This is a genomic window from Paenibacillus sp. FSL R7-0312 (genome assembly GCF_038004445.1).
Lineage (GTDB): Bacteria > Bacillota > Bacilli > Paenibacillales > Paenibacillaceae > Paenibacillus_AQ.
In genome coordinates this window covers 6,872,810-6,898,482 of sequence record NZ_JBBORE010000001.1, presented here as the reverse complement: position 1 = coordinate 6,898,482, position 25,673 = coordinate 6,872,810, and the positions used below count along the sequence as shown (strand labels likewise).

Here is a 25,673-nt window from a genome sequence, read left to right as displayed (position 1 = left end):
GAAGAATGAAGAAACAAGGAAAGCTGCTCATTATCGGCTTCGGTCCCGGAGCGCTGGAGCATATTACCGGCCGGGCGCTTGCTGCTCTCGAGGAGAGTGAGGCTGTAATCGGCTACAACACTTATGTGGAGCTGATCAAACCGCTGCTGCGGCATCAGGAGATTGTCGGCACTGGTATGACCGAAGAGGTCAGCCGGGCGCAGGAGGCCGTCCGCAGAGCCGAGGCTGGTCAGACCATTGCCGTAATATCCAGCGGCGATGCCGGTGTATACGGCATGGCGGGGCTGGTCTACGAGGTGCTGATTGAACGGGGCTGGAACCGGGCTGACGGAGTAGAGGTCGAGGTGATCCCCGGAATATCAGCGATTCAGTCCTGTTCTTCCCTGCTGGGAGCGCCGGTTATGCATGATTCCTGCACAATCAGCCTGAGCGATCATCTTACCCCGTGGGAGAGCATTGCCGCGCGTGTAGAAGCGGCGGGCGCCGCGGATTTCGTGATCGCCTTCTATAACCCGCGCAGCGGCAAGCGGACGCGGCAGATTGAAGAAGCGCGCAATATCCTGCTGCGTTACCGTGATCCTTCCACGCCAGTCGGCATTGTCAAAAGCGCCTACCGCGACCGTCAGCAGACGATCGTCACTACGCTGCAGGAGATGCTGGAGCATGAGATCGGCATGCTCTCTACGGTTATCGTCGGCAACTCGGCGACGGTGGTCTACGAGGGTCTGATGGTTACGCCGCGCGGATACGAGCGCAAGTACAATCTTGGCGCGCAGACGCAGGCGCTGAAGCCGCATGAGCGGCTGCGCCCTGCGGCCGAGCCTTGGTCGCTGGCTGCGGCTGAGGCGGGGCGGTCTGAAGGGGCAGGGGTGGAGAGTGTGGGCGCTGAGGCGGGGCGGATAGATGGAGCTATGACACCGAGTGCAACTGCCGGTGAAACCGGACGGGTAGAACGATTGGTGTTAGAGAGTATGGCTCCAACTGACGGGGGACGGACGGAGGAGGCTGCGGGGTTAAGTCTGGCAACATCTGCGCGCGTGGAGCGTCCACGTATTTCTGCCGTTCAGCTGGCGGAACACGCTGATGAAGCCTTCGAGCTGGAGGTCTCTCCTGTCCTCGGCAGCCGCAGATTCAGCGGTATCCAGATGAAGCTGATGGCAGAGCTGGCAGGCGATGACGGGCAGCTGATCTATACGAAGGACGGACATTTTCTGCTGCGCAGCTATCCGGGCGACCGGGCTGAGTTGGCGGCGAAGCTGATAGAGGCAGAACTGAGCGTAAGTATACCCGGTGATTATGTGAAAGTAAAAACCTGCGGGTTCTGTGAATTGCGGAGAAGCGGCGCTTTAAGCGCTGCGGTCCGCCTGCATACCCTGCTGCATGGACTTGCTGTACCCAAAGAGCTGCATATCAGCGTGGCGGGCTGCGGCATGGCCTGCAGCTCGGCTGTTCTGGACGATATCGGGCTGGTCCTTTCGCGGGGCAGCTATGAGCTCTATCTGGGCGGCAAGAAGTCGGGCCGGGCAGCACATCCCGGCACGCTCGTCCGCGAAGGTATGAATGAAGATGAAGCCGTGGCTGCTGTAGCAGCGGCAGTGGAGCATTATACTGCGCAAGGCCGGGAGAAGGAGCGGTTCCATGCTTTTTATGAACGGATGGGCAGTATTGAAGAACAGGTGAACAGCACTCCAAGGAGTATGGATAATAATGACAGCATAGAGGGAGCACGCATGATGAGAACCGTATTACTGGTTGGACATGGAAGCCGGATTCAAGCGGGAAATGAGGAGCTGCTGCAGTTCACCAGCCAGCTTGCCGCCCGGAAGCCTGAGCTTAGGTTTGAGACCTGCTTCATAGAGCTAGCCTCACCTTCAATCGCGGGCGGAATTGCCAAATGTGTGGAGGCCGGTGCGACGCAAATTTATATTGTGCCGATTATATTGTTCGCTGCGGGCCATTCCAAGCTGGATATTCCGATGGCGATCGATGAGGCCAAGCTGAAGCATCCGGGGGTGGAGTTTGTATACGGGCGTCCGCTGGGTGTTCAGGAGCGGACAGTAGATATTGTGCTGGACCGGATACGGGAAGCTGATTCGCTTTCTGCATCTGTGACACACAGTATCGAAGCTGATTCGCTGGCCATTTCTGTGGATTACAGCAATGAAGCCGGAGCTGCGGACTTAAGTTTGCAGGAAGCCCAGGCCCACACAACATCCGCAGCAGAGGATAAGGATACCATCGTGCTGCTTATGGGGCGCGGGGGCAGTGATCCGGATGCTAACAGTGATTTCTATAAGCTGGGCCGGCTGCTATGGGAAAGAACGTCTTACCAAAGCGTTGAAAGCTGCTTCATCGCCATCACGAAGCCGTCGCTTCCGGATGGGCTTGAACGCTGCCTGGCATTGGGTGCGCGTAAGATTATAGTTGTGCCGTATCTGCTGTTCACCGGAGTACTGATGAAGCAGTTCGCAGAAATGGTTTCTCATTTCGCCGTAGAGCATCCGGAAATTGAAGTGCAGCTCGGCCGCCAGCTCGGCATTCATCCACGGCTTGTGGATATGCTGACAGAGCGTATTGAGGAGACAATGGAGGGTCAGTCTTTCAGCAATTGCGATAACTGCAAGTACCGTGATGAAGCGGCATTGCACCACCACCACCACCATCACCACCATGGTGAGGAGGGACATGGACACGGGCAGCAAGAGCGGCATGATGTAACCGGAACAGCGGCTCCGGCAGACAACCGGGATCTGCGCCAGCCGCGATGATCTTCATGCTGTGCGGCACCAGCGATGCCCGGGAGCTGGCGCTGAACCTGTCGCGACAAGGCCTGCCGCTGCAGGCCTCTGTCGTAACGCCCAGTGCGGCTGAACGGCTGGAAGCCGCAGCAATCTGCACCCGGGTCGGCAGGCTGGATAAGCCGGCCATGATCTCGCTGCTGCAGGAGGGCGGCTATCGTGCAGTAGTGGACGGCAGCCATCCGTTTGCACTGGAGGCGCATGCCAATGCTATGGGCGCGGCTGCAGCGCTGGGCCTGCCCTATTTTCGCTACGAGCGGCAAAGTCTTATCTATGACAGCCACCCCCGGCTGATCGTTGTGCATTCCTATGAAGAGGCTGCGCGCAAGGCCGGGGAACTTAAGGGTTCTGTTATGCTGACAACCGGCGGCAAGACACTTGAGGTGTTTGCGGAGGCGCTGCTGGGAGATCCGGATATCCGGCTGACGGTCAGACTGCTGCCCTGCCTGGAGAATATGGAGAAATGTCTGTCCCTTGGCATTGAGCAGCGGAATATTATTGCGCTTCAGGGACCTTTTAGCAGAGAGATGAATGAGGCACTTTACCGGCAGTATGGCACACAGGTGATGATTACCAAAGAGAGCGGGGCGGAAGGCTCGGTGGATGAGAAGCTGCATGCCGCGCTGGATATGGGGCTTTACGTCATTTTAATTATGCGGCCGGAGCTGAGCTTTGGAGAGAACGGGAAGGTGTTTGACTCTTTTGACGAGATTACGGAGGCCGTGAGAGCTGCGCTGCAAATGAACAAGGAGGGATAACTGTGGATTTTGGTACGGATTTCAAGCCGGTGACGGTACAGCCGCAGGAAATAGAAGGTCTGAGTTTTCAGATGATTACGGAAGAGATGGGTGAACACTCCTTCAGCAGGCTGGAGTACAAAATAGTGCAGCGGATCATTCATGCTTCAGCCGATTTTGAGCTGGGACGGAGTCTTGTTTTTCATCCTCGGGCGATTGAGGCCGGGATCACCGCCATTCTGCAGGGCAAGCCGATTATTGCCGATGTGCGGATGGTGGAGGCGGGCATTGCCAAGGAGCGGATTCAGCGGTACGGCGGGGGAGTCAGGGTTCATATTTCCGATCCGGATGTGATGGAAGAAGCGAAGGCGCTCGGGACTACACGGGCCATTATGGCTACGCGCAAAGCTTGTGCACAGGCTCCCGGAGGCATCTATGTGATCGGCAACGCGCCGACTGCCCTGCTGGAACTGATTCGTCTGGTAAAAGAAGGCACAGCGCAGCCGGGTCTTGTCATCGGCATGCCGGTCGGATTCGTCTCGGCCGCGGAATCCAAGGATGAGCTGCGCAAGCTCGACATTCCTTACATCACGAATATCGGCCGCAAAGGCGGAAGCACGATCGTGGTCGCTGCGGTCAATGCACTGAGTCTGCTGGCGGACCGCCGGGCGGCAGGCGAATTGAATTAGCCCTGCCCCAGGTATAAGCGGGAACGGTGTTAGCGCTGGGCCAACACTCCAAACTCTTTAGTAGCGGGTTTTGAACAGGATATGAACAAGTTCTAATCCATACGCCTAGGCTTATGCGTATGAGGTATGCTTAAGTGCACTTTGTACAACTAAAACGTCTGATTTACAACCAATTATCCGTTTAGCTGTATTTCGTACAATTAAACTACTATTTTTTGCTTGATCTCACCCATTGGGGCAGATTGAGTTGTACAGAGTACAGTTATAAGTTGCTAGCCTACCTTTTCGCTGATTTTAATTGCACAGTATACAACTATTCTGGAATTTTCACTTGGAACTGAATACATGAATTGCTGCATTGTTGATTGAACTCACTTATTTAATTGTTAGCGTGTCTAAATATATCTACGATGCTCCAAATAGGTTACATATATCATCACAAAGAGGGATTGCCATGAGCGAGCAAACACCAGACAACCTGGCAGATCAGAATAGGAGGAAACGGAGGTGAAGCATGATAATGAGTCCGCGGCAGAGTACACTGCAAAGCGGGGGTCTGAGAAGAATGCAGAGTACGCAGCGAATCTCGAGCCTGAGCATGAGCATGATGCTGAGTATGCAAAGTATGCAGCAAAACGAGAATCTGAGCATGTTGTTGAGTCGACAGCCAACCCAAGCGGTTTAACATCGTCGCCTACCGGTGCTCCTGCCTCCTCAACTCCTGCTGCCCCTCTGCGCAGGGGCTACACCACAGGAGCATGTGCCGCCGCCGCTGCCAAAGGTGCGGCACTGCTGCTGATTACAGGTGATAGGCTTCCCGCTGTAGATATTGATCTCCCGGCGGGCTTCCGGCACTCCTTTGAACTTACAGGCTGGCAGCGCGAAGGAGCGGACTCGGCAAGCTGTGCCACGGTCAAGGATGCCGGAGATGATCCGGATGCCACGCATCAGACCTGGATCGAAGCAGCGGTGAGCTGGCTGGATCACCCCGGTGTGGAGATCGACGGCGGCCGTGGCGTCGGCCGGGTGACGAAGCCTGGGCTCCCGGTACCCGTCGGAGCAGCGGCAATTAATCCGGTGCCGCGGCGGATGATACTGGAGGCGGTGTCCGGTGTGCTGGAGGAGCATGGCGCAGCGAGGGGGCTGCGGGTGGTCATCAGCGTGCCGGAAGGCGAAGCGATTGCCCTAAGAACGCTCAACCCGCGACTCGGCATCATCGGCGGCATTTCCATCCTCGGCACGCGGGGCGTGGTTACCCCGTTCTCCACCGAAGCCTACAAGGCGAGTGTGGTTCAGGCGATTTCGGTTGCGGCGGCGACGGGGAACGGGCAGATCATTCTGACCACCGGCGGCAGCAGTGAGAAATATGCGATGGCGATGTTCGCCGGACTTCCGGAGGAAGCTTTTATCCAGATGGGGGAGTATGTAGGCTTCTCGCTGGAGCATGCCAAGGCCTATGGGATCAAGAAAGTTACCTTTGTTGGCATGGCCGGTAAGTTCTCCAAAGTTGCTCAAGGCGCTATGCTGATCCACTCGAAGAATGCCCCTGTTGACTTCGGATTTCTGGCAGCCGTGGCGGCGGAGGCCGGGGCAAATGACAAGCAGATGAAGGAGATTACTGCCGCCAATACAGCCTCGCAGGTCGTGGATATGATGACTGATGCAGGAAATTCCGCTTTTTTTGAGAGCCTGTGCCGGCATGCCTGTGAAGAGAGTCTGAAGCATATGAACGGAGGCATGATTGTAGAGATGGTATTGATCACGATGAAGGGCCGAGTGCTGGGAAGGGCGGAGATCCGTGGGTAACCTGATCTATGTGATCGGTATCGGGGAGGATGGCGCCGGCGGCCTGACACCGGATAGCCTGAGCAAAGTGAATAACAGTGAGGTACTGCTCGGCGGAGAACGGCAATTGAATTTTTTTGGCGGATATACCGGTGAGAAAATCGTTCTGCAAGGCGGGCTGACGCCTTTTACAGACAAGCTGGAGAAAGTGTGGAAGAAGCGGCGGACTGTGGTTCTGGCCTCGGGGGACCCGCTCTTTTTTGGCATCGCGGGGTATCTTGTCCGCAAGTTCGGGCCGGAGCATGTTGAGGTTATTCCGCACTATAGCAGTGTGCAGCTCGCGTTTGCCCGGCTGGGGGACAGCTGGCAGGATGCCGAGCTGATCAGTCTGCACGGGCGCCCCATCCAGGGACTGGCCCAGCGTATAGACGGCAAGCACAAGGTGGCTCTGCTAACGGACGAGAGTAATACGCCTGCGGTGATTGCCGCTTATTTGCGTGAGTTCGGGATGCTGGAATATGAAGCGTTTGTGTGCGAACGGCTGGGGGGAGCGGAGGAAGTCTGCCGCTTCTGGACGCTGGATGAGATGGAGAATAGTGAATTTGCGGCGCTGAATGTAGTTATCCTGCGCAGAAGGCCGGGAACCGGCTCATCATTGCGGCGCGGCTTCGCTTATCCGGATGAGCAGTTCCAGCAGCGGAAGCCGGAGAAAGGCCTCATTACGAAACGTGAGGTCCGGGCTCTGGTCCTGTCAGAGCTGAATTTGTCCGAGGATGCGGTGGTGTGGGATATCGGCTCCGGCTCCGGTGCGGTTGCGGCAGAATGTGCGCGGATCGCCCGGTTCGGCAAGGTCTATGCCCTGGAAAAAGGCGCGGAGAATCTGCCGAACATGGAAGCGAACCGCCGGAAGTTCCGCGCCGATTTCCAGATCATACATCAGAAAGCGCCGCTGGGGCTGGAGAATCTGCCGGATCCGGATGGAGTGTTTATCGGCGGCAGCGGCGGGGAGCTGGCGGATATTATCGCGCTCTGCGCCTTGAGACTCCGGCCGGAAGGGCGGATTGTCGTTGGAGCGATAACCATTGAGACGCTATATGGAAGCATGGAGGCGTTGAAGCAAGCAGGCCTGGATTGCGGGGTAACTATGCTTCAGGCATCACGGGGTAAGCCGATTCTCGGCATGACCCGGTTCGAAGGCATGAATCCGGTCTATGTGGTTAGTGGGTGGAAGAGCTGAGGCTGATCAGATCAGATATTGAGATATAAGGAAACAAGAAGCGATCAGAAACAAAGGAGGAACATGCGATGAAGACCCATGTAACGGAGGCGAGTCGGCAGGCAGTGCTGGCTGTGGACGGGCAGGAAGCATGCGAAGGAGTAGGAATTGCCGCTGAAACGCAGCTGGCAGAAGCGGCGATGCAGGCCGCAAGTGTGCTCTATGATGCTATGGATGAGGAAGAGCTGAAGCTGGAGGAAAGACTGACTCCCCGGGCGGTCGGGACGTTGTACGGTGTCGGTGTCGGCCCCGGTGATCCGGAGCTGATTACGCTCAAGGCCTGCCGGCTGCTGCGGGAATGTCCGGTGATTGCCTACCCGGCAACCCACAAAGGCGGCAAATCCTACGCCCACGAAATCATCGAGATGCATGTGAAGCCGGATGAGAAAATCATGCTCGGGCTGATCTTCCCGATGACGAAAGATCCTGTGCTGCTGGCCAGCGGCTGGAACCGCACTGTGGAGCTGTGCTGGAGTGAGCTGAAGCAGGGCAGGGATGTGGCTTTTGTGACGGAAGGTGACCCTAATCTCTTCAGCACCTTTATCCATCTGGCCCGGTTAATGCAGGAGCTGCATCCCGGTGTGCCGATCGTCTCCATTCCGGGGATTTCCTCGGTGCTGGGCGCGGCTGCTGCCCTGGGGCAGCCCTTGGCGGACGGAGATCAGCGGGTGGGTATCATCCCGGCGACAGGTGACCGCGAGGCACTGAAGGAAGCGCTGCTGCATCACGAGACGGTGGTGTTCCTCAAGGTGGCCAAGGTGCTGGATCTGGTGCTGGATGTGCTGGATGAACTGGGACTGTCCGGCAAGGCATCCGTCGTTACCAAGGTAACCTCTCCGTATGAAACGGTATGGCGCGATGCGCGGGATCTGCGGGGCAAGGAGCTGGAGTACTTAAGTCTGATGGTGGTGAGCAAATGACAGATATCGTGCTCGAGCCTAAAGTATATATTGTAGGTGCCGGACCCGGCGATCCGGAGCTGATTACGGTAAAAGGCAGCCGGATTCTGCGCTCAGCGGACCTGGTGCTCTATGCCGATTCTCTGGTCAGTGAGGAGCTGATCCACAGTGCGAAGCCCGGTGCAGAGGTGCTGCGAAGCTCGGGGCTGGATCTGGAGCAGCAGGTGGAGCTGATGGCGGCAGCCGTCCAGGCCGGTAAAAGCGTAGGCCGCATCCACACCGGCGACCCGTCCATGTACGGTGCGATTCTGGAGCAGATGTCGCTGCTGAAGCAGCGGGGCGTAAGCTATGAAATCGTGCCGGGTGTAAGCTCTGTTTTTGCATCCGCTGCGGCGCTTGGTGCAGAGCTGACCGTCCCGGAGCTGACGCAGACGGTGATTCTGACCCGTGCGGAAGGACGTACACCGGTGCCGGAACGCGAGCAGCTGCGTAAGCTGGCGGAGCATCACTGTACGGTGGCGCTGTTCCTTAGTGCCTCCCTGGCCGGGCATGTGACCGGGGAATTCCTGGCTGCCGGCTGGAGTCCGGATACACCGGTAGCTGTAGTGAAGCGGGCCACCTGGCCGGATCAGCAGATTCTGCGGACAACGGTGCAGAATTTGGAGCCGGATCTGCGTGCTGCGGGTATCACCATGCACGCCATGATCCTGGCCGGCTGGGCGCTGGACCCCGGGCTGACGGACCGCGACCAGCACCGTTCCAAGCTCTATGACAAGGCATTTACCCATGGCTGCCGGGAAGGAATGGGCTCAGGTGAGTAAGCGGCGGTATGCAGCGGTCGCGATCACGCGAAACGGCATCGGGCTGGCGCTGAAGCTGGGAGCCGGGCTTGGGGAGACGGAAGTCTTTTGTTATGCCAAGTATAGCGGCGGGCTGGAGATGCGGGCTGGGGAGAGTTCACTTTTTGAGGGGCCGGTCAAAGATTTACTCCCCCGGCTCTTCCGGGATTACGAGGGGGTCATTCTGTTCTTCTCACTGGGCGCTGCTGTCCGGCTGATGGCTCCGCTGCTGCAGGACAAAAGAACCGATCCTGCCGTCATCGTCATCGATGAGCGCGGGGAGCATGTGATCAGCATGCTGTCCGGCCATCTCGGGGGGGCCAACAGACTGACGCTGCAGATCGCCGGGCTGCTCGGCAGTCATCCGGTAATTACAACGGCTTCCGATGTGCAAGGCACCTTCGCTGTGGATCTGCTTGGCCGGGAATACGGCTGGCGCGCGGACAGCTTTACCAGTATGAAAAGTGTCAGTGCTGCGCTCGTCAACGGGGAACCGGTAGCCTTTGTCCAGGAGAGCGGAGAGCCGGGCTGGCTGCCGCCGGGGGCAGTGCTGCCGGAGCATATACGGTTATTCGCCAGCCGGGAGGAGCTGCGAAGCAGCGGCTTCCGCTTCAGCGCGGCGATTGTGGTTAGTGACCGGCTGCCGGATCAAGATGAGCCGGAGGATGCCATGCATGCTGAATGCGCTGTAGTCTATCGTCCGCGCAGTCTGGTGCTCGGTTTGGGCTGTAACCGCGGGACCTCTGCGGAAGAGCTTGAAGCTGTAATGCTGCATACGCTGGCAGAGCTCAGGCTATCGCTCTACAGTGTGCGGAATGTGGCGACTGCCGGGATAAAGGGCGATGAGGCCGGACTGCTGGCTCTGTGTGCCAAATACGGCTGGGAGCTGGCTTTGTATTCACCAGACCAGCTGAACGCTGTCACGCTGGACAATCCTTCGGAGGTAGTGTTCAGAGCGACCGGAGCGTACGGTGTCTGTGAGCCTGCCGCATTGTTGTCTTCAGGTGCGCAGGCGCTCCTGCAGCGCAAACATAAAAGCGGAAATGTGACAATCGCCGTAGCGCGGGTTGTCTATGCCGGTTAGAGCGGGGGAGAAGCGGTGAGAGAGAGATGGAATGAAATGAAGGACCGGGAGCCGTTATTGCAGACACGCCCGCGTTTTGTAGTAGCAGGCACGGGCAGCGGCTCCGGCAAAACAACGGTCACGCTGGGACTGATGCGGGCGTTTGCCCGGCGCGGCTTGAAGGTTCAGGGCTATAAATGCGGGCCTGACTATATCGATCCTGCTTATCATAGTGCAGTTACAGGCCGTTCCTCCCGCAACCTGGACTCTTGGATGACTTCAGGCAGCTATCTGCAGGAGTATTTCCTGACCACCTCGGAGGATGCGGACCTGTCGGTCATTGAAGGCGTAATGGGATTGTATGACGGCAAAGAGGACATTGCACTCACCGGATCAACGGCGGAGATCGCTATCCTGACGGACAGTCCGGTGCTGCTTGTAGTCGATGTCCGCAGCATGGGACGCAGTGCAGCGGCTATTGTGCTGGGCTTTCAGCAGCTGGAGCCGCAGGTGCGGATTGCTGCGGTTATTGTGAACCGCTGCGGCAGTGAGGGCCACTACCGGATGGTCCGGGCAGCGATTGAAGCGGCCTGCGGCATTCCGGTCATCGGCTGGCTGCCGCGCGACAGCGGCCTCGATATCCCGGAGCGGCATCTTGGCCTGCTTCCCGCTGTGGAGCGCGGAGAGCTGGAGCCTTTGTTCGAGCATGCCGCCGATCTGCTGGCGGAGGGCACCGATCTGGAGCGTCTGCTGGAGCTTGCCGCTGCTGCGCCTGCATTGCAGTATCCGCCGGAACCGGATGCGGTGCTGCAGGCGCAAGGGCCCTCGCTTAGCAGCCCGGGTATATTGGAGCCAGGGATGCCGGTGGTTACGGCGACTGAGACTCCGGATTCGGGCAGCCTGCCGGCATTGGAGCCTGCATCACAGGAGCAGCCTGTGTCAGCAGGGCCACCCTTGTCTTCACCGGCAGCCCGGATCATGCCGGCGGATACGAGCAGGCCGGCGCACCGTCCTGTCCAGCCGGTTATTGCCATAGCCCGGGATGCGGCATTCAATTTCTATTATGCCGACAATCTGGAGCTGCTCGAGCGCGCAGGTGCGCGGCTGGCTGCTTTCAGTCCGCTTAGCGGGGAAGGAATCCCGCCGGAGGCCGATGGAATCTATATCGGCGGCGGGTTTCCGGAAGAATTCGCTGCTGTGATTGCAGCGAATTCGCTCTTCCTGGACGGCGTAAGAGCTGCAGCTGCAGACGGAATGCCGCTGTATGCGGAATGCGGCGGCTACATGGTGCTGGCCCGCAGCCTGACCGACCGCTCCGGCGCTGTGCATAAGATGGCCGGGATCATTCCGGCGCACAGCATAATGCAGGAACGCCGCGCCGCGCTCGGGTACCGTGAGGTGACAGCACTTCACGATTGCCTGCTGCTGAAGCAGGGCGGGCGACTGCGCGGCCATGAATTCCATTATTCCGGCATGAGCTATATTCCCGGCGAAGACCGGATTTATGCCTATGAGAGTAAAGGCAGAGGAGGCAGTCAGCCGGAAGGGTATATCAGCGGCAACATTATGGCGGCGTATGCGCATATTCATTTGGCCTCCCATTTCCCGGCAGCCGGACGTATGGTGGAGGCCTGCCTCACTTATCGGGAACAGAAGAAGCAGGCGAAGCAGCGGCTCTAAGTGTTCCAGACCGGAGGCGAGCAATTCCAGAATATTTTTTAACCGTGTCACATATGTCAACCGCTTGTCATACATCTTTAAGCCTCGTATAATAGGATCAAGAGAGCGCTTTATTACCCTGCTGGCAGGTTATCGGTTTTATTTATCAGGGAATAGATTGGATTATATGCTGCTGAATTTCAAAATCTGGAAGCAATAACTTAATGAGGTAATGGAGAAGGGAGAACGCTGCAGTGAAATTGTTGGGAGCGATTGAAGCAGGAGGAACAAAGTTTGTGTGCGGAATCGGAAATGAGGACGGGACGATTATCGACCGGGTGAGCTTTCCGACCACAACCCCTCAAGAAACGATGGGGCTGGTACTAGAATACTTCTCCGGTAAAGATGTGGAGTCCATTGGCATCGGTTCATTCGGACCGATTGACCCGGTGATCGGCAGCCCTACTTACGGATATATTACAACCACACCGAAACCCCACTGGGGTGGATATAATCTGGTAGGAGCCGTGGCGGAGCAACTTGATGTTCCGGTCGGTTTCGATACAGATGTGAACGGAGCCGCCCTGGGCGAGTACACTTGGGGTGCCGCCCAAGGGCTGGATAGCTGCCTCTATATCACAGTAGGCACCGGCATCGGCGCCGGTGCAGTGGTCGGCGGGAAGCTGATCCATGGGCTGTCTCACCCTGAGATGGGACATATTCTGGTCCGCCGCCATCCGGAAGATATCTATGAAGGCTTCTGCCCTTATCATGGCGATTGCCTGGAAGGCCTGGCGGCAGGTCCGGCGATCGGTAAGCGCTGGGGCAAGCCTGCGGGCGAGCTGCCATCGGATCATCCGGCCTGGGCGATGGAGGCCCACTATCTGGCCCATGCCCTGATGAACTATGTGCTGATCCTCTCGCCGCAGAGAATCGTGATGGGCGGCGGCGTGATGAAGCAGAGCCAGCTCTTCCCGCTGATCCATACCAAGCTGCAGGAATTGCTTGGCGGATATGTGCAGCATCCGGCGCTCAATGCAGCGATCGGCAGTTATATCGTCCCTCCTCAGCTCGGGGATAATGCCGGACTCTCGGGTGCGCTTGGTCTTGCGAAGCTGGCGCTTGACGGACAGTAGAATATGCTATAAAAAGACATTGACTGTTTCGCAATATGTGGTATCCTAGGTTTTAACAGTATAGCATTTAAGAGGAAGCACCTCTTTCACGTATTTTCGTGGGAGAGGTGCTTTTTTTGTGCAAAGATAAGAATTTATAGGCTCCGCGCAATAAATGTTCCTTATCTTTCCCGCTGAAACCGTATCGGGCGGGGGCAGAGATTCCGGTGGTCCGCACAAAGACCATGCATACTGTAAGACGATGAAGGTAGGGATTCATATGCAGATCGTATTTATGAACCGTTTGTCCAGAATGTCAGGCGTGGACCAGGAGGTATTTGCCCAGCTGTGGATTGGAGAGGAGGAGGGGGTATGGCGTCTGGGCTGGCGCGACTTCTCAGGGGAACAGGAAATGGGTGACAGCCTATGGTATGAAGGCGGTTCATGGAATGAAATGCTGTGTGTGTACCGGCATGAGCTTGCAATGAAGATGGGTGACGGTTACCGCCCCCTGATTGATGGTGTATTTCATGAAGATGAGCATCTTAACAGCCGCGGTCAGGAGCAGCTTAAGCTGCAATATTACAGTGAGCAGTACGCAAATGAAACGGTCTATGAGGAGCTATGCTCGTGGCGCAGAGGCAAGGCCTCCAGTGAACGCAAGGCACCCTATATTCTGGCTAGCAACCGTCTGCTGCGGATGATCAGTGCATTTCTGCCCCATACGGCAGAAGAGCTGCTGCAGATTCCCGGGGTAGGTGAAGGTAAAGCCTCGCAATATGGCGCCGACTGGCTCAGTATTACCTCCGGTGTGCAGCGTGAGCATCAATATCCGCTGGGCTGGGTAAGTGATTCGGTGGACGAAGAGAGCTTTGTTTCCTGGCTGTACAAACAGAAGGAGCTGAAATACAAGAAGCAGCTGGAGCGGCTGAGATTGCGGCGTGTGCTGCTTCAGGGGATTGAAGAAGGGCAGGGAATGGAGCAGCTCAAGGGGCTCAGCGGGGTCTCCCGCCGTGAAGTTCTTGAAGCTGTAGAGGAACTGGAGAAGGACGGTTATTCTGTTGAGAAGCTCATTGCTCTTGAACTCAATGAAGTCACTTCCCAGGAACAGAACAATATATGGACAGCTTATGAGCTGATTGGTGATACCTTCCTGAAGCCCGTCCTCTATAAGGCCTATGGCGAGGATTTCTCGCCCGCAGAAGGCCTCGATATGTACTATGAGCGCCTGCGGCTGATCCGTATCCGCTTCCGCCGGGAGCAACCGGCCGGGTTGGGGCTGGCGACGAACCTGTAGGAAGCAGCCTACTTCCCGGAGCTTACCCTGTATCGCGCTTCCCCCTTTCCCGCGAGGAAGCGAGCTGCAGGGTTTTATCTGCGGCCGGCAGTGTCTGCAAATTATTAGGAGAAAGGGGCGATTAGGGGTACTATACCTGTATGCAGTTAAAAAGGAGTGGGACATATGATAGTTACGTTGACGGTTAATCCTAGCGTGGATGCCAGTACGGGTATAAGTAAGGTTGTTCCCGATCATAAGCTGCGCTGCCGTGAAGCCTCGTACAAACCGGGGGGCGGCGGTGTGAATGTGTCACGGGCGATTCATAGGTTGGGCGGGGATTCCCTTGCACTGTATGCCTCAGGCGGACTTCATGGTCAGCTGCTGCACCATATGCTGGAACAGGAGGGCGTGAAGCATCAGGAGATTCCGATCAGCGGGCAGACCCGGGAGAATCTGATTGTCGTGGAGGAATCCACAGGACAGCAGTTCCGGTTCGACATGCCGGGCCCGAGGTTCATCGAAGGCGATTGGAAGCAATGCCTCGAACAATTAATGGCGCTGCCGGACAAACCAACTTATCTTGTAGCCAGCGGCAGTTTACCTCCAGGCTGTCCGGCTGATTTCTATAGCCGTGTCATTGAAATTGTGAAGCCATGGAATGCCAGGGTGATTGTCGACACTTCCGGTGAACCGCTGCAGCTGGCTGCTGATGCCGGAGTTTATCTGCTGAAGCCTAATGCACGGGAGCTTGAAGAGTTATCGGGCCGTACTATAACCGGTGATGAGGAAGTGAAGGCAGCCGCGCTGCAGCTGATCGAAGAAGGGCGGACCGAGGTGGTTGTGGTTTCGCTTGGCGGGGACGGGGCGCTGCTGATTACGGGAGACGGTTGCGAGCACCTGCGGGCACCTGAGGTTCCCGTACTCAGCGTAGTTGGTGCCGGTGACAGTCTGGTAGCCGGACTCGTATATAGTCTGGAACGGGGCTGGCCGCTGCGCAGAGCTGTTCAATTCGGCGTTGCCTCCGGTGCGGCGGCGGTCATGAACCCGGAGCGTCAGCTGTGCAAGCGCGAGGATACGGAGCGGTTGTTCAACAGCATGGATAAGAATACGGCTGGACAACAGTAAATTTAAAGCCCGCCATATACCAAAAAGACGAAGGCTTCCTTTACCCTCCGGGTAATCGGTGCCTTCGTCCTGCGTATTCGTCCGCTGTGCTTCATAGCCAATCCTTCTTGCGGAATATCACCAGCATTCCGCAGCCGAGCGTCACCATGACGGCGATAACTCCATAATAGCCGTACTGGGAGTGAGTCTCGGGAATATTGTCAAAGTTCATACCGTAGATACCGGTAATAACGGTCAGCGGCATGAATATCGTAGTAATTGCCGTAAATACTCTCATGATTTCATTGGCGCGGTTAGCGATACTGGACTGATATGCTTCGCGTAAGTTGCCCATGAGATCGCGGTACGTTTCGAAGGTTTCAGAGATCTTAACCGCATTTTCATAAATATCACTGAAATACTTCTGCAGCTGATCGTCGATCAGGCGGAGGTCTTTTTTGTTCAGCGTGTTGATAACTTCCTTCTGCGGGCCTAGCATCTTCTTCAGCCAGAGAATTTCACTGCGCAGACCGATGATCTCGCTAAGATGCGATTTCTTGGTGTGCATGAGGATGTCTTCTTCCAGCTTCTCAATCCGCGCTTCAATCCGGTCACCTACGGAGAAGAAGTTGTCAACCACAAGGTCGATTAGCAGGTACAGGAAGCGGTCAGGCTCACTGACCTCCTGCTCCCAGAGTACAGGCTTCAGGACGCGCAGCTCATGGATCTTCTGCTTGGTAACGGTGATGATGAAATGTCTGCCCAGGAACACGTTGAGCGCGCGGAGGAAGATTTCCTCGTCATCAAACCGGATACTGTTTACTACGATAAAATAATGGCTCTCATAAATCTCCAGCTTCGGGCGCTGATCCTCTTCACTGAGGCAGTCCTCCACAGCCAGATCATGCAGATTGTACAATGGCTGAAGCTCTACAAGGTCCTCAGCATCCGCATCAATCCAATAGAAACCCTCAGCGGGTGCGGTAAGTGTATCCTCAATATTGTCAATAGTCGTAAAAACCCCTGCGTTTACCAGCCGGATTTTCATCTGATTCACTCCTTCTGTCCCTGGTCTTCTCCAGGGATATGCTAATTAAAGCACAGAGAAAAAATCAGCTTGGCCGGTGGTACAATCTACTGATGAAGGCCAAAAGACGGTCCGAGAGCATGAAGAAGAACTGCCCCCGCCGCCGGCAAGCTGATGTTAATCCTGTGTGGTTGTTCTTTCTGCACGCTTATTCGCGAGCCCGGGTCGCCTTCCATTCTTCTCTCACCTCTTCTTTTCGCCGTTTATGGTTGAAACACTTGTCTAGTATAACGCCCGGGTATGCCTCTTTCAAGATAAATTCTTTTCATTCTCTGGGCCCCTTAAGCATTGTATGGACTTGACGAAAAGGAGGTTCATGATTTAAAGTAAATTTTAAGAATAGTATCTCCGGATGCTTTAGCTTTTCCAACTGAATACAGCTTAATCTTATCAAGAGCAGGTGGAGGGACTAGCCCGATGAAACCCGGCAACCGGCGTGTGAACGCACGGTGCTAATTCTTGCGGAAGCTTTGCAGGACGTTATTTGTCCGGCGGAAGTTCTCTGGCAGATGAGAGAGGCGCATATGACTGCAGATATATGACCTTTCTCGCCCGAGAAAGGTCTTTTTTCGTTGTTTTGGATCAGATTTAACCGCCAAGCGGAACCTAATTTCAGTTAAGGAGTGGAAACAGCAATGCCTATTAAAATTCCCGACAGTCTTCCGGCCAAAGAAGTATTATCCGGTGAGAATATTTTTGTAATGGATGAAAGCCATGCCTTTCATCAGGATATCCGTCCTTTGCGGATCGCCATCCTGAATCTGATGCCGACCAAAGAAACCACGGAAACGCAGCTGCTGCGCCTTATCGGGAACTCACCGCTTCAGGTGGATGTTGTTCTGCTGCATCCCAGCTCCCATACCTCGAAGAATACTTCGGCAGAGCACTTAAAGAGCTTTTACAAAACCTTTGATGAAATCAGTGACCGCCGCTTTGACGGCTTGATCATCACCGGTGCTCCGGTGGAACAAATGGAGTTCGAGGATGTCAACTACTGGGAAGAGCTGAAAGTGATTTTTGAATGGAGCAAGCAGAACGTAACCTCGACCATGCATATCTGTTGGGCCGCGCAGGCAGGACTGTACCACCACTTCGGTGTGCGTAAGGTGAGTCTGCCGGATAAATGCTTTGGAGTGTTTCCGCATACGCTGAGCCATAATAATGTGAAACTGCTGCGGGGCTTCGACGAAGTATTCCATGTGCCGCATTCCCGTCACACCGACGTCTCCCGTGAAGATATAGAGAATAATCCGGATCTGCAGATTCTGGCGGAATCAGAGGAGGCCGGTGTGTACCTGGTTTCTACGCATGACGGCAAGCAGATTTTTGTGACCGGACATTCAGAATATGATCCGTTCTCCCTGAAATGGGAGTATGACCGCGATATCGCCAAAGGCATGGATATTGAGATTCCAAAGCACTATTATCCAAAAGATGATCCCACCCGTACACCGCCGGCCGTCTGGCGTGCCCATGCCAACTTATTATTCGCTAACTGGCTCAATTACTATGTATACCAGGAGACACCCTACGATATCGGAGCGTTTATTTAAAAGTTGTATTTGTATTATAGAAGGATGGGTTGGCGCACAACACATAGTCTATGCTTCCGAAGCAAGTTTTGTCGAAGAATGATCAGGTAGTGTACGCTATACAAAACTAAGCCCATGCTTCCGAAGCCAGTTTGTACGAAGAAATTCAGGGAAGCAAATACTAACAAACTTTTAGGAGGCAATGGAAATGGACGAGAAACTGAAAATTGAGAGCAGACTGGCACAGATTGGTTCGATGGAGGACCCCGCGACAGGGGCGATTAATTATCCGGTGTACAACGCGACGGCATTCCGTCACCCGAGACTCGGACAGAGCACGGGCTTTGATTACATCCGCACCAAAAATCCTACCCGCTCTGTGCTCGAAGATGCGGCAGCGGTACTGGAATCCGGCGATGCCGGCTTCGCCTGCGCCTCGGGTATGGCTGCATTGACTACTGTGTTTACCTTGTTTGGGCAAGGGGATCATCTCGTTGTCTCGCTCGACCTGTACGGCGGAACCTATCGTCTGCTGGAACGGATTCTGTCCAAATACGGCATCAGCGCCTCCTATGTGGATACGAATGATCTGGATGCTCTGGAGGCTGCGCGACAGCCGGGCACCAAGGGTGTATTCATTGAGACACCAACCAATCCGCTGATGATGATTACGGATATCGAAGCGGTATGTACATGGGCCCGCCACCACGGGTTGCTCACGATTGTCGACAATACGCTGCTGACCCCGTTCTTCCAGCGCCCGATTGAGCTTGGAGCAGATATCATCGTTCACAGCGCGACCAAGTATCTGGGCGGACACAATGATGTACTGGCTGGACTTATAGTAACGAAAGGTGCTGAATTGTCTGCTGAAATGGCTGTTCTGCATAACTCAATGGGAGCCGTTCTTGCCCCGAACGACAGCTATCAGCTGATGAAGGGAATGAAGACACTCGCCCTACGCATGGAGCGGCATGAGAGCAATGCACTGGCTATCGCCCGTTATCTGCTGGAGCATCCGGCCATTGCTGAGGTCTTCCATCCGGGGCTTCCGGATCATCCGGGGTATGAAATCCAGAAGCGCCAGTCTTCGGGCAATACCGGAATTTTCTCCTTCAAGGTGAAGGATGCGAGATATGTGGAGCCGCTGCTCCGCCATATCCGCCTGATTGCTTTCGCAGAGAGTCTTGGCGGTGTGGAATCGCTCATGACCTATCCGGCTGTGCAGACTCACGCCGATATTCCGGCGGAAATCCGTGATGCGGTTGGCGTAGATGACCGGCTGCTGCGTTTCTCGGTCGGCATCGAGCATGTGGACGATTTGATCGCTGATCTGGCGCAGGCACTGGAAGCCGCACGCACCGAACTGGAATAGTTCAAGTTGGAACAGATCCGTTCAGTTATCTGAATTTGCAGTCACCTTAAACAGCAGCACCAATGCGGTGCTGCTGTTTATTTAAATATAAGACTCTATGTGGTTTACCTTATAATGTTGTATCCTTCGATTTCTCGCTGAAACGTTCCATCCTAATAAAAGGACGGCAAAATCGTTTTCACTTGGCGAAAGATTTTTCAAGCTCATCCGATTGTGATACGATGGGGGAACGAGTTTGTTTATTTTTTAAATTAAATTCATCTACTATACTTCATAGGATTAAGAGGAGGCTGCGAACGTTGAGTGCAATTGATCTTATTCTAGATAAGACACTTAAAGGTGAACGTCTTCAATTAGAAGACACAATCACGTTGTTCGAAAGCAATGAAATTGAGAAAATGGGCGCGGCTGCGGATATTATTATGAAGCGCTGGCACCCGGACCCGCTGGCTACATTCGTAATCGGGCGCAATATTAACTACACCAATGTATGCGATGTCTATTGCCGCTTCTGCGCCTTCTACCGCAGACCCGGTTCGGAGGAAGGATACGTCCTTCCCGATGAAACTATCTATCAGAAGATAGCAGAGACAATCAGCGTGAACGGGACCGAAATTCTGATGCAGGGTGGAACGAACCCGAATCTGCCGTTCAGCTATTACACGGATATCCTGCGCGGAATTAAGCAGCGGTTCCCGGAGATCACCATGCATTCATTCTCACCGGCAGAGATCATGAAGATGGTCGAAGTATCCGGACTGCCGCTGGAGCAGGTCATGCGCGAGATTCATGCTGCAGGCCTGGATTCTCTTCCCGGCGGTGGAGCGGAGATTCTCGACGACCGCACACGGCGTAAGATTAGCCGGCTCAAAGGCTCCTGGCGCGAGTGGATGGATGTTATGCAGACCGCGCACCGGATCGGCATGAACACGACGGCCACAATGGTTATCGGCCTCGGTGAGAGTATGGAAGAGCGGGCGCTGCATCTGCTTCGTGTACGTGAAGCCCAGGATGAGTGCATTGCGAACAAATATGATTCCGAAGGGTTCCTGGCCTTCATCTCCTGGACCTTCCAGCCGGATAATACGAACCTTAAGCTGGACCGGCAGACACCGGAGGAATACCTCAAGACTGTGGCGATCAGCCGTCTGGTGCTGGATAATATTAAGAACTTCCAGTCCTCCTGGGTCACGATGGGCCCTGAGGTCGGCAAGCTTTCACTGCAATACGGCTGCAATGACTTCGGCAGCACGATGATCGAGGAGAACGTAGTTTCCTCGGCGGGCGCGACCTACAAGGTCAATATCGAGTCCATTACACAGCTCATCCGCGAAGCAGGCAAGATCCCGGCGCAGCGCAACACGCGTTACGACATCCTGCGGACCTTCGAGGATGGCAGCGTCAAGATCGACAATGATTTCATCATGCAGAATTAGAGGGTAGAGCGACATCTCATATGGTGTTAGCCCGGTTATATTGCAGAGCAGATACAACGCTTATCTATCATCTATCCGCAGGGACAGGTGATGGATAGGCGTTTTTTGCGTTCAGTACCTATCACTCCACCCAAACCATAAATAGGGTCTGGCCATCCTTCTCCTTCTCATCAGCATAGATATTATTGAAAGAAGCGCTGCCAAGAGTCTTCAGTCGTGTCAGGTTATAGACCAGTGCAAAAGCGAGCTTAGGATCACTGGTCAGATAGCCGTCGAACTGGCGTCCGCCAACCTTATTATAGGCATCACTCATCACCCATTCTTCCGCTTCCCGCAAAGTATCAAAGGTGAGCATTTCTTCAAACCAGCGTATGTCTTGTAGGTTTACGTTTCGGTTCTCGTCTTTGACCCAAAAAAATTCCCGATGTGTGTTCTTTTCCTCGCCCAATGTCAGCCCTCCCTAATACTTGTTACTCTTTTATACAATTTACAAAACTCGCAATTCTAGTTAACCCAGTCTGATAGATTGAAAGTTGGCGATATGTTACGCTTTGACGGTCAGTTTAAAGAGATCGACTGGGAGGGTATTCTATTATATGAGACAAAAGCGTTGGAACAAACCTATCGCTTCAATACTGGCTGCCACTGTGATCACTGCACAGGTACTAGGCGGAGTTGTTGCCGGTTCAGTACTGGGAGGCGGGAAGGCGGAAGCTGCCACTGTTGCACCTGGCACAGTCAGCCTGCGGCTGATGAGTACTACAGATGTGCATACCAATGTGATGGGCTGGGACTACTTCAAGAACAAAGAGTCACTGACTGTGGGACTGGACCGGACGGCAACGCTGGTGAAACAGGCTCGTGCAGAGATGAACAACACAAACAATCTTTTACTCGACAACGGTGATTTGATTCAGGGTACACCGCTGGGTACGTACGCTTCGAAGCAAGTAGATGCTGAAGGAAAGACTACACAAATCAATCCGATGATTGCGGCTTTGAATACAATGGAATATGATGCTGCAACACTCGGCAACCACGAATTTAACTATGGTCTGCCGTATCTGAACAGTGTTACTTCGGCAACATATACAGATATACCTTTTATTAATGCGAATGTATATGTTAACGACGGTGACAATAATCCTAACAACGATGTAAATTACTTTGAACCATATGAAATTTTGGAAAAGCAAGTTAAAGACAGCAATGGCAATACACAAACCATTAACGTAGGCCTGATTGGTCTTGTTACTCCGCAGATTATGGATTGGGACAAAGCCAATCTGGAAGGCAAGGTTATTACTAAAGATATTGCTGAAACAGCCGCAAAATTCATTCCTGAGATGAAGGCGAAAGGTGCGGATATTATCGTTGCTATGGCGCACACTGGTTATGCTGATTCGGCAGTGCTAGGCGACGGCTCCGAGAATGACATCAAAGCACTAAGCCTGGTACCTAATATTGATGCAATCACATTCTCCCACACCCATAAAGTATTCCCGGCAGCAACTGTGGATGCTCTGGACGCATCGTTCAAGAATGCATCCAAAGCTTTGCTGCCTGGCATCGACAATGCCAAAGGTCAGATCAATGGTGTTCCAGCTGTTCAAGCCGGCTTCGGCGGAAACAATCTGGGCTTGATTGACCTCACCATTAAGCCAGAGGGAGACGGCTGGGTTGTAGACAAAACCAATTCCCAATCCTCTACCCGTTCAATTACGGGCGTGACTCCGGATGCTGCAGTGGACGCGGCCTTAAAAGCAGCCCATGAAGCTACAATTCAATATGTTAATACACCGCTGGGTAAAACGGATGTGCCGATGAACAGCTTCTTCGCGATGGTGCAGGATGATCCGACCGTTCAGATCGTAACCTATGCACAGCGAAGCTATGTAGAGAACCGGATTAATACAGATCCGACTCTGGCTGCTTACCAGGGGATGCCAATACTGAGCGTAGGCGCGCCTTTCAAAGCAGGACGCAACGGCCCTGATGAATATACTGATATTAAAGCAGGCGACCTGACGATCCGCAGTGCAAGTGACTTGTATCTTTACGATAATACATTGAAGGCAATTTTGGTTAAGGGGTCAACGGTAAAAGAATGGGTTGAAATGAGCGCAGGCGCCTTTAACCGTATCAAACCGGCGGTATCCACCACGCAGGAGCTGCTTAACTCTAAATTCTCCGTATACAATTTCGATGTGATTGACGGAATCGAGTATACGATCGATGTAACCCGCAATGCGAAATACAAAGAAGATGGCACAATTAATGATGCCAATTCCAGCCGGGTTACCTCAATCACGTATAATGACAAACCACTGAACATGGATGATAAGTTTATCGTTGTTACTAACAATTATCGTGCTAGCGGCGGCGGGAACTTCCCGGGCCTCAAAACAGATGCCAAGATGATTATTGACACTCTGGACGAGAACCGCCAAATTCTGATGGATTATATCAAGGAAGCAGGAACCGTTAACCAACCGGCCGACAATAACTGGTCGATTGCACCGATCAAAGGCAATGTCAATGTGACCTTTACATCGTCGCCGGATGCTGTTCCTTATGCTAGCGGCAAAATTAGCGATACAGGGACAAAGAACGCTAAAGGCTTTGAAATTTTTAATCTGAATCTGAAACAATCCGTTCCGGTACCGACCAAAGATGTTGAAGTGCATCTGATCGGAGTCAACGATTTGCACGGACAGCTGGATACAACCTCTATTGTCAGCAACCGGCCAGCAGGGACAGTCGCCTATCTGGCAGCTTACCTGAAACAAGCCCAGGCGAAGTATGAATACTCTCTATTGTTCCATAACGGCGATTCTGTCGGCGCTTCTGCTCCGGTATCCTCGCTTGAACGCGACGAACCGACGATCGAGTGGATGAACCTGATGAAATTCGATGTGGGTTCACTGGGTAACCATGAGTTCGACCAAGGTGTAGGGGCGATGAAATCACAAATCTTCGGCGGTGAAGATCCAAAGAATAAGTCAATCGTCCATAAAGGCGCGGACTTTGATTATATCAATGCCAATGCGGTGGATGAAAAAACCGGGACTCCGATCATTAATCCGTATGTAATCAAAGAAATCGGCGGCGTCAAAATCGGCTTTATCGGTGTCGTGACCAAGGCTACGCCAAGCAAAGTATCCCCTGAAGGTACGGCAGGCGTTAAATTCCTGAGCGCGACCGAGGAAGTCGAGGCAATCAATAAATACGCTAAGGAGCTTCAGGATAAAGGCGTACAAACGATTATTGTGCTTGCGCATGATCCTGCAACAACTAAAGACGGCAAGACGACAGGCGAAGCGGCCGATCTGGCGAATGCCCTCCCGGCTGGTTCCCCGGTCGATGTCATCGTTGCCGGCGACAACCACGCACTGGCCAACGGTACAGTTAACGGCAAGTTGATCGTTCAGGCATATTCGTATGGTACGGCTTATGATGACATTAAGCTGGTGATCGACCACACCACAGGCGATGTTAAAGAGAAATCTGCTATCGTTCCTACGACCTTCCAGGATGATCCTGGTATCACTCCTGATGCAGAGTCAGCAGCGTTGGTGAAAAAATACCTGGACAAGCACCCGGAGCTGAGCAATCCTGTAGGCACAACAGATGGTACGGTTACCCGTACAGATGTATACCTGAAGGAAGCTCCTCTAGGCAACCTGATTGCGGATGCCATGCGTCAAGCTGATTTCAAAGACGGCGCTAAGGCTCCTGCTGATTTTGCCTTCATGAATCCGGGCGGCATCCGCGCCGATCTGCCAAAGGGGAATGTCTCCTTCGGTGACTTGGCTAAGATCCAGCCATTTGGCAATACACTGGTGAAGCTGACGCTTACCGGTGAACAGATTAAGACACTGCTGCAGCAGCAATGGGCAGTGAAAGCCGACGGAACACCAGACATCAAGACACTGCAGATCTCCGGTCTGAAATATACTGCCAACATGTATCTGCCGGTTGCCAGCCGTGTGGCTAATCTGACCAAAACAGACGGGACACCAATTGAAATGTCCAAGACCTATACGGCTGTAGTCAACAACTTCATGGCTGCAGGCGGGGACAATTACAAAGTATTGACGCAAGCAAGTAAATCGCTGGCCGGACCGATTGATCTGGACGTATTCTACGAGTATATTGTGAATACGTTCAAAGGCGGTGCCATTAGAGCTGCTATTGAAGGCCGGATTACCAATGTTGCAGACCCGGGTTCAAACCCTGGTACAGGACCTGTTGCGACTGCAACACCTAAACCAACTGCTTCACCGTCAGCTTCTCCTAGTCCGGCGGCAACAGCAACTCCTGCACCGGCAGCCACTCCGGCTCCAACACAGAGTCCTGCCGCACCTGTAGCAGTATTCAAAGATTTGGGTAAGGTAGCCTGGGCACAGGAGGCCATTAATGCACTCGCGGCAAAAGGTATTATTAAAGGCATCGACGGCACGAATTTTGCTCCGGTGAAGAGCGTGACCCGTGCAGAATTCGTAACCATGCTGGTTCGTTCGCTCGGCTTGACGAATACGGCAACAGCTGTTACGTTCAGCGATGTGAAGCAAGGAGTCTGGTACTCGGACACCATCGCTGCTGCTGTAAATGCAGGTCTGGTAAGAGGTTCGGGCAACGGGAAATTCGAGCCGGGCCGTGAGATTACCCGTGAGGAAATGGCGATCATGATCGCTAATGCCCTCAAGGATCAGCTGCAGCCGGTTGATCCTGCTGCTCTGAATAAGTTTGCTGACAAGGCCAAGATTGCGTCCTATGCGCAGCAGCCTGTAGCACAGCTTACTCAGCTGGGGATCGTCAACGGTGTGGACGCCCAGAAATTCGCACCGAAAAGTATTGCAAACCGCGCCCAGGCGGCCGTCATTATTTACCGGATGCTGGAAAACAAAGCTTCCTGATTTCTATATGAATACAATTGAATCAGGCAAAAGGCCCGTGCACATTGTGCGCGGGCCTTTCCGTTTACGAGGATGCTAAGG

18 protein-coding genes, 1 pseudogene and 1 riboswitch are annotated in these 25,673 nt (G+C 54.1%); of the genes and pseudogenes, 17 read left to right on the top strand and 2 right to left on the bottom strand.

Translation table 11 applies throughout. From position 1 onward, the window contains the following. Positions 1 to 5: 5 nt before the first annotated feature. From cobJ to MKX70_RS29860, 13 genes and pseudogenes are all read left to right on the top strand, one after another. Positions 6 to 1,670: pseudogene (cobJ, locus tag MKX70_RS33505) on the top strand (precorrin-3B C(17)-methyltransferase); the annotation flags it as partial. After that, positions 1,656 to 2,768 (top strand): sirohydrochlorin chelatase, encoded by a 1,113-nt coding sequence (locus tag MKX70_RS33500; RefSeq protein WP_445323726.1) that lies wholly within the window; start codon positions 1,656 to 1,658, stop codon positions 2,766 to 2,768. The pseudogene cobJ and the gene MKX70_RS33500, both read left to right, overlap by 15 nt. Beyond that, entirely contained in the window at positions 2,765 to 3,556 is a 792-nt protein-coding gene (gene cobK / locus MKX70_RS29910) for a precorrin-6A reductase (RefSeq protein ID WP_340841425.1), read from the top strand. The genes MKX70_RS33500 and cobK overlap by 4 nt, the downstream gene beginning before the upstream one ends. A gap of 2 nt (positions 3,557 to 3,558) precedes the next feature. Continuing rightward, positions 3,559 to 4,224, top strand: a complete 666-nt coding sequence (locus MKX70_RS29905) for a precorrin-8X methylmutase (protein WP_340841424.1) — start codon at positions 3,559 to 3,561, stop codon at positions 4,222 to 4,224. Positions 4,225 to 4,731: 507 nt separating this feature from the next. Continuing rightward, positions 4,732 to 6,030: a cobalt-precorrin-5B (C(1))-methyltransferase gene (locus MKX70_RS29900; protein ID WP_340841423.1), complete on the top strand. Its 1,299-nt coding sequence runs from the start codon at positions 4,732 to 4,734 to the stop codon at positions 6,028 to 6,030. After that, on the top strand, positions 6,023 to 7,246 hold the full coding sequence (gene cbiE / locus MKX70_RS29895; RefSeq protein WP_340841422.1) for a precorrin-6y C5,15-methyltransferase (decarboxylating) subunit CbiE: 1,224 nt from the start codon (positions 6,023 to 6,025) through the stop codon (positions 7,244 to 7,246). Before MKX70_RS29900 ends, cbiE begins: the two co-directional genes overlap by 8 nt. Before the next feature lie 209 nt (positions 7,247 to 7,455). Continuing rightward, positions 7,456 to 8,205: a precorrin-2 C(20)-methyltransferase gene (cobI, locus tag MKX70_RS29890; RefSeq protein WP_042241967.1), complete on the top strand. Its 750-nt coding sequence runs from the start codon at positions 7,456 to 7,458 to the stop codon at positions 8,203 to 8,205. 5 nt (positions 8,206 to 8,210) lie between these two features. Then, positions 8,211 to 9,005: a precorrin-4 C(11)-methyltransferase gene (cobM, locus tag MKX70_RS29885; protein ID WP_081956778.1), complete on the top strand. Its 795-nt coding sequence runs from the start codon at positions 8,211 to 8,213 to the stop codon at positions 9,003 to 9,005. Further along, the gene (locus MKX70_RS29880) at positions 8,971 to 10,107 is read left to right on the top strand and encodes a cobalt-precorrin 5A hydrolase (RefSeq protein WP_445323690.1); all 1,137 of its coding nucleotides are present in this window, start codon (positions 8,971 to 8,973) and stop codon (positions 10,105 to 10,107) included. Before cobM ends, MKX70_RS29880 begins: the two co-directional genes overlap by 35 nt. 36 nt (positions 10,108 to 10,143) lie before the next feature. Continuing rightward, on the top strand, positions 10,144 to 11,766 hold the full coding sequence (locus MKX70_RS29875) for a cobyrinate a,c-diamide synthase (RefSeq protein WP_340841716.1): 1,623 nt from the start codon (positions 10,144 to 10,146) through the stop codon (positions 11,764 to 11,766). A 233-nt stretch (positions 11,767 to 11,999) separates the two neighbouring features. After that, positions 12,000 to 12,881 (top strand): ROK family protein, encoded by an 882-nt coding sequence (locus tag MKX70_RS29870; protein ID WP_042234205.1) that lies wholly within the window; start codon positions 12,000 to 12,002, stop codon positions 12,879 to 12,881. A gap of 259 nt (positions 12,882 to 13,140) precedes the next feature. Further along, positions 13,141 to 14,157 (top strand): HRDC domain-containing protein, encoded by a 1,017-nt coding sequence (locus MKX70_RS29865; RefSeq protein WP_042241970.1) that lies wholly within the window; start codon positions 13,141 to 13,143, stop codon positions 14,155 to 14,157. A 165-nt stretch (positions 14,158 to 14,322) separates the two neighbouring features. Next, complete coding sequence (locus MKX70_RS29860) at positions 14,323 to 15,264, top strand: 1-phosphofructokinase family hexose kinase (protein ID WP_340841420.1); 942 nt, start codon at positions 14,323 to 14,325, stop codon at positions 15,262 to 15,264. A gap of 91 nt (positions 15,265 to 15,355) precedes the next feature. Here the strand turns inward: MKX70_RS29860 and corA are convergent, their stop codons facing one another. Then, positions 15,356 to 16,291, bottom strand: coding sequence for a magnesium/cobalt transporter CorA (corA, locus tag MKX70_RS29855; protein ID WP_042234210.1), 936 nt, complete (start codon positions 16,289 to 16,291; stop codon positions 15,356 to 15,358). 423 nt (positions 16,292 to 16,714) lie between these two features. Further along, positions 16,715 to 16,846, top strand: a riboswitch (SAM riboswitch). Between the two features lie 119 nt (positions 16,847 to 16,965). Here corA and metA point away from each other — a divergent pair. The 3 genes from metA (at position 16,966) to mqnC (ending at position 20,673) form a co-directional block, all read left to right on the top strand. After that, on the top strand, positions 16,966 to 17,883 hold the full coding sequence (gene metA / locus MKX70_RS29850) for a homoserine O-acetyltransferase MetA (RefSeq protein WP_039303312.1): 918 nt from the start codon (positions 16,966 to 16,968) through the stop codon (positions 17,881 to 17,883). 187 nt (positions 17,884 to 18,070) lie between these two features. Continuing rightward, complete coding sequence (locus MKX70_RS29845; RefSeq protein WP_340841419.1) at positions 18,071 to 19,237, top strand: aminotransferase class I/II-fold pyridoxal phosphate-dependent enzyme; 1,167 nt, start codon at positions 18,071 to 18,073, stop codon at positions 19,235 to 19,237. A gap of 299 nt (positions 19,238 to 19,536) precedes the next feature. Next, positions 19,537 to 20,673 carry a cyclic dehypoxanthinyl futalosine synthase gene (gene mqnC, locus MKX70_RS29840; protein ID WP_340789011.1) on the top strand — a complete coding sequence of 379 codons (1,137 nt, stop codon included), beginning with the start codon at positions 19,537 to 19,539 and terminating at the stop codon, positions 20,671 to 20,673. A gap of 121 nt (positions 20,674 to 20,794) precedes the next feature. Here the strand turns inward: mqnC and MKX70_RS29835 are convergent, their stop codons facing one another. Further along, the gene (locus MKX70_RS29835; RefSeq protein WP_340841418.1) at positions 20,795 to 21,121 is read right to left on the bottom strand and encodes a hypothetical protein; all 327 of its coding nucleotides are present in this window, start codon (positions 21,119 to 21,121) and stop codon (positions 20,795 to 20,797) included. A gap of 148 nt (positions 21,122 to 21,269) precedes the next feature. On the opposite strand from MKX70_RS29835, the gene MKX70_RS29830 reads away from it, so the two are divergent. After that, positions 21,270 to 25,592 carry a bifunctional 2',3'-cyclic-nucleotide 2'-phosphodiesterase/3'-nucleotidase gene (locus MKX70_RS29830; protein ID WP_340841417.1) on the top strand — a complete coding sequence of 1,441 codons (4,323 nt, stop codon included), beginning with the start codon at positions 21,270 to 21,272 and terminating at the stop codon, positions 25,590 to 25,592. The last annotated feature ends 81 nt before the right edge of the window (positions 25,593 to 25,673 follow it).

What these genes read in the sequence shown, in the direction of transcription:
- MKX70_RS33500 (WP_445323726.1), top strand. Translation starts at nt 1,656, where the DNA reads ATGGGCAGTATTGAAGAACAGGTGAACAGCACTCCAAGGAGTATGGAT.
- cobK (WP_340841425.1), top strand. Translation starts at nt 2,765, where the DNA reads ATGATCTTCATGCTGTGCGGCACCAGCGATGCCCGGGAGCTGGCGCTG.
- cobI (WP_042241967.1), top strand. Translation starts at nt 7,456, where the DNA reads ATGGATGAGGAAGAGCTGAAGCTGGAGGAAAGACTGACTCCCCGGGCG.
- MKX70_RS29880 (WP_445323690.1), top strand. Translation starts at nt 8,971, where the DNA reads ATGGCTGCCGGGAAGGAATGGGCTCAGGTGAGTAAGCGGCGGTATGCA.
- MKX70_RS29875 (WP_340841716.1), top strand. Translation starts at nt 10,144, where the DNA reads ATGAAGGACCGGGAGCCGTTATTGCAGACACGCCCGCGTTTTGTAGTA.
- MKX70_RS29865 (WP_042241970.1), top strand. Translation starts at nt 13,141, where the DNA reads ATGCAGATCGTATTTATGAACCGTTTGTCCAGAATGTCAGGCGTGGAC.
- MKX70_RS29860 (WP_340841420.1), top strand. Translation starts at nt 14,323, where the DNA reads ATGATAGTTACGTTGACGGTTAATCCTAGCGTGGATGCCAGTACGGGT.
- corA (WP_042234210.1), bottom strand. Translation starts at nt 16,291, where the DNA reads ATGAAAATCCGGCTGGTAAACGCAGGGGTTTTTACGACTATTGACAAT.
- metA (WP_039303312.1), top strand. Translation starts at nt 16,966, where the DNA reads ATGCCTATTAAAATTCCCGACAGTCTTCCGGCCAAAGAAGTATTATCC.
- MKX70_RS29845 (WP_340841419.1), top strand. Translation starts at nt 18,071, where the DNA reads ATGGACGAGAAACTGAAAATTGAGAGCAGACTGGCACAGATTGGTTCG.
- MKX70_RS29830 (WP_340841417.1), top strand. Translation starts at nt 21,270, where the DNA reads ATGAGACAAAAGCGTTGGAACAAACCTATCGCTTCAATACTGGCTGCC.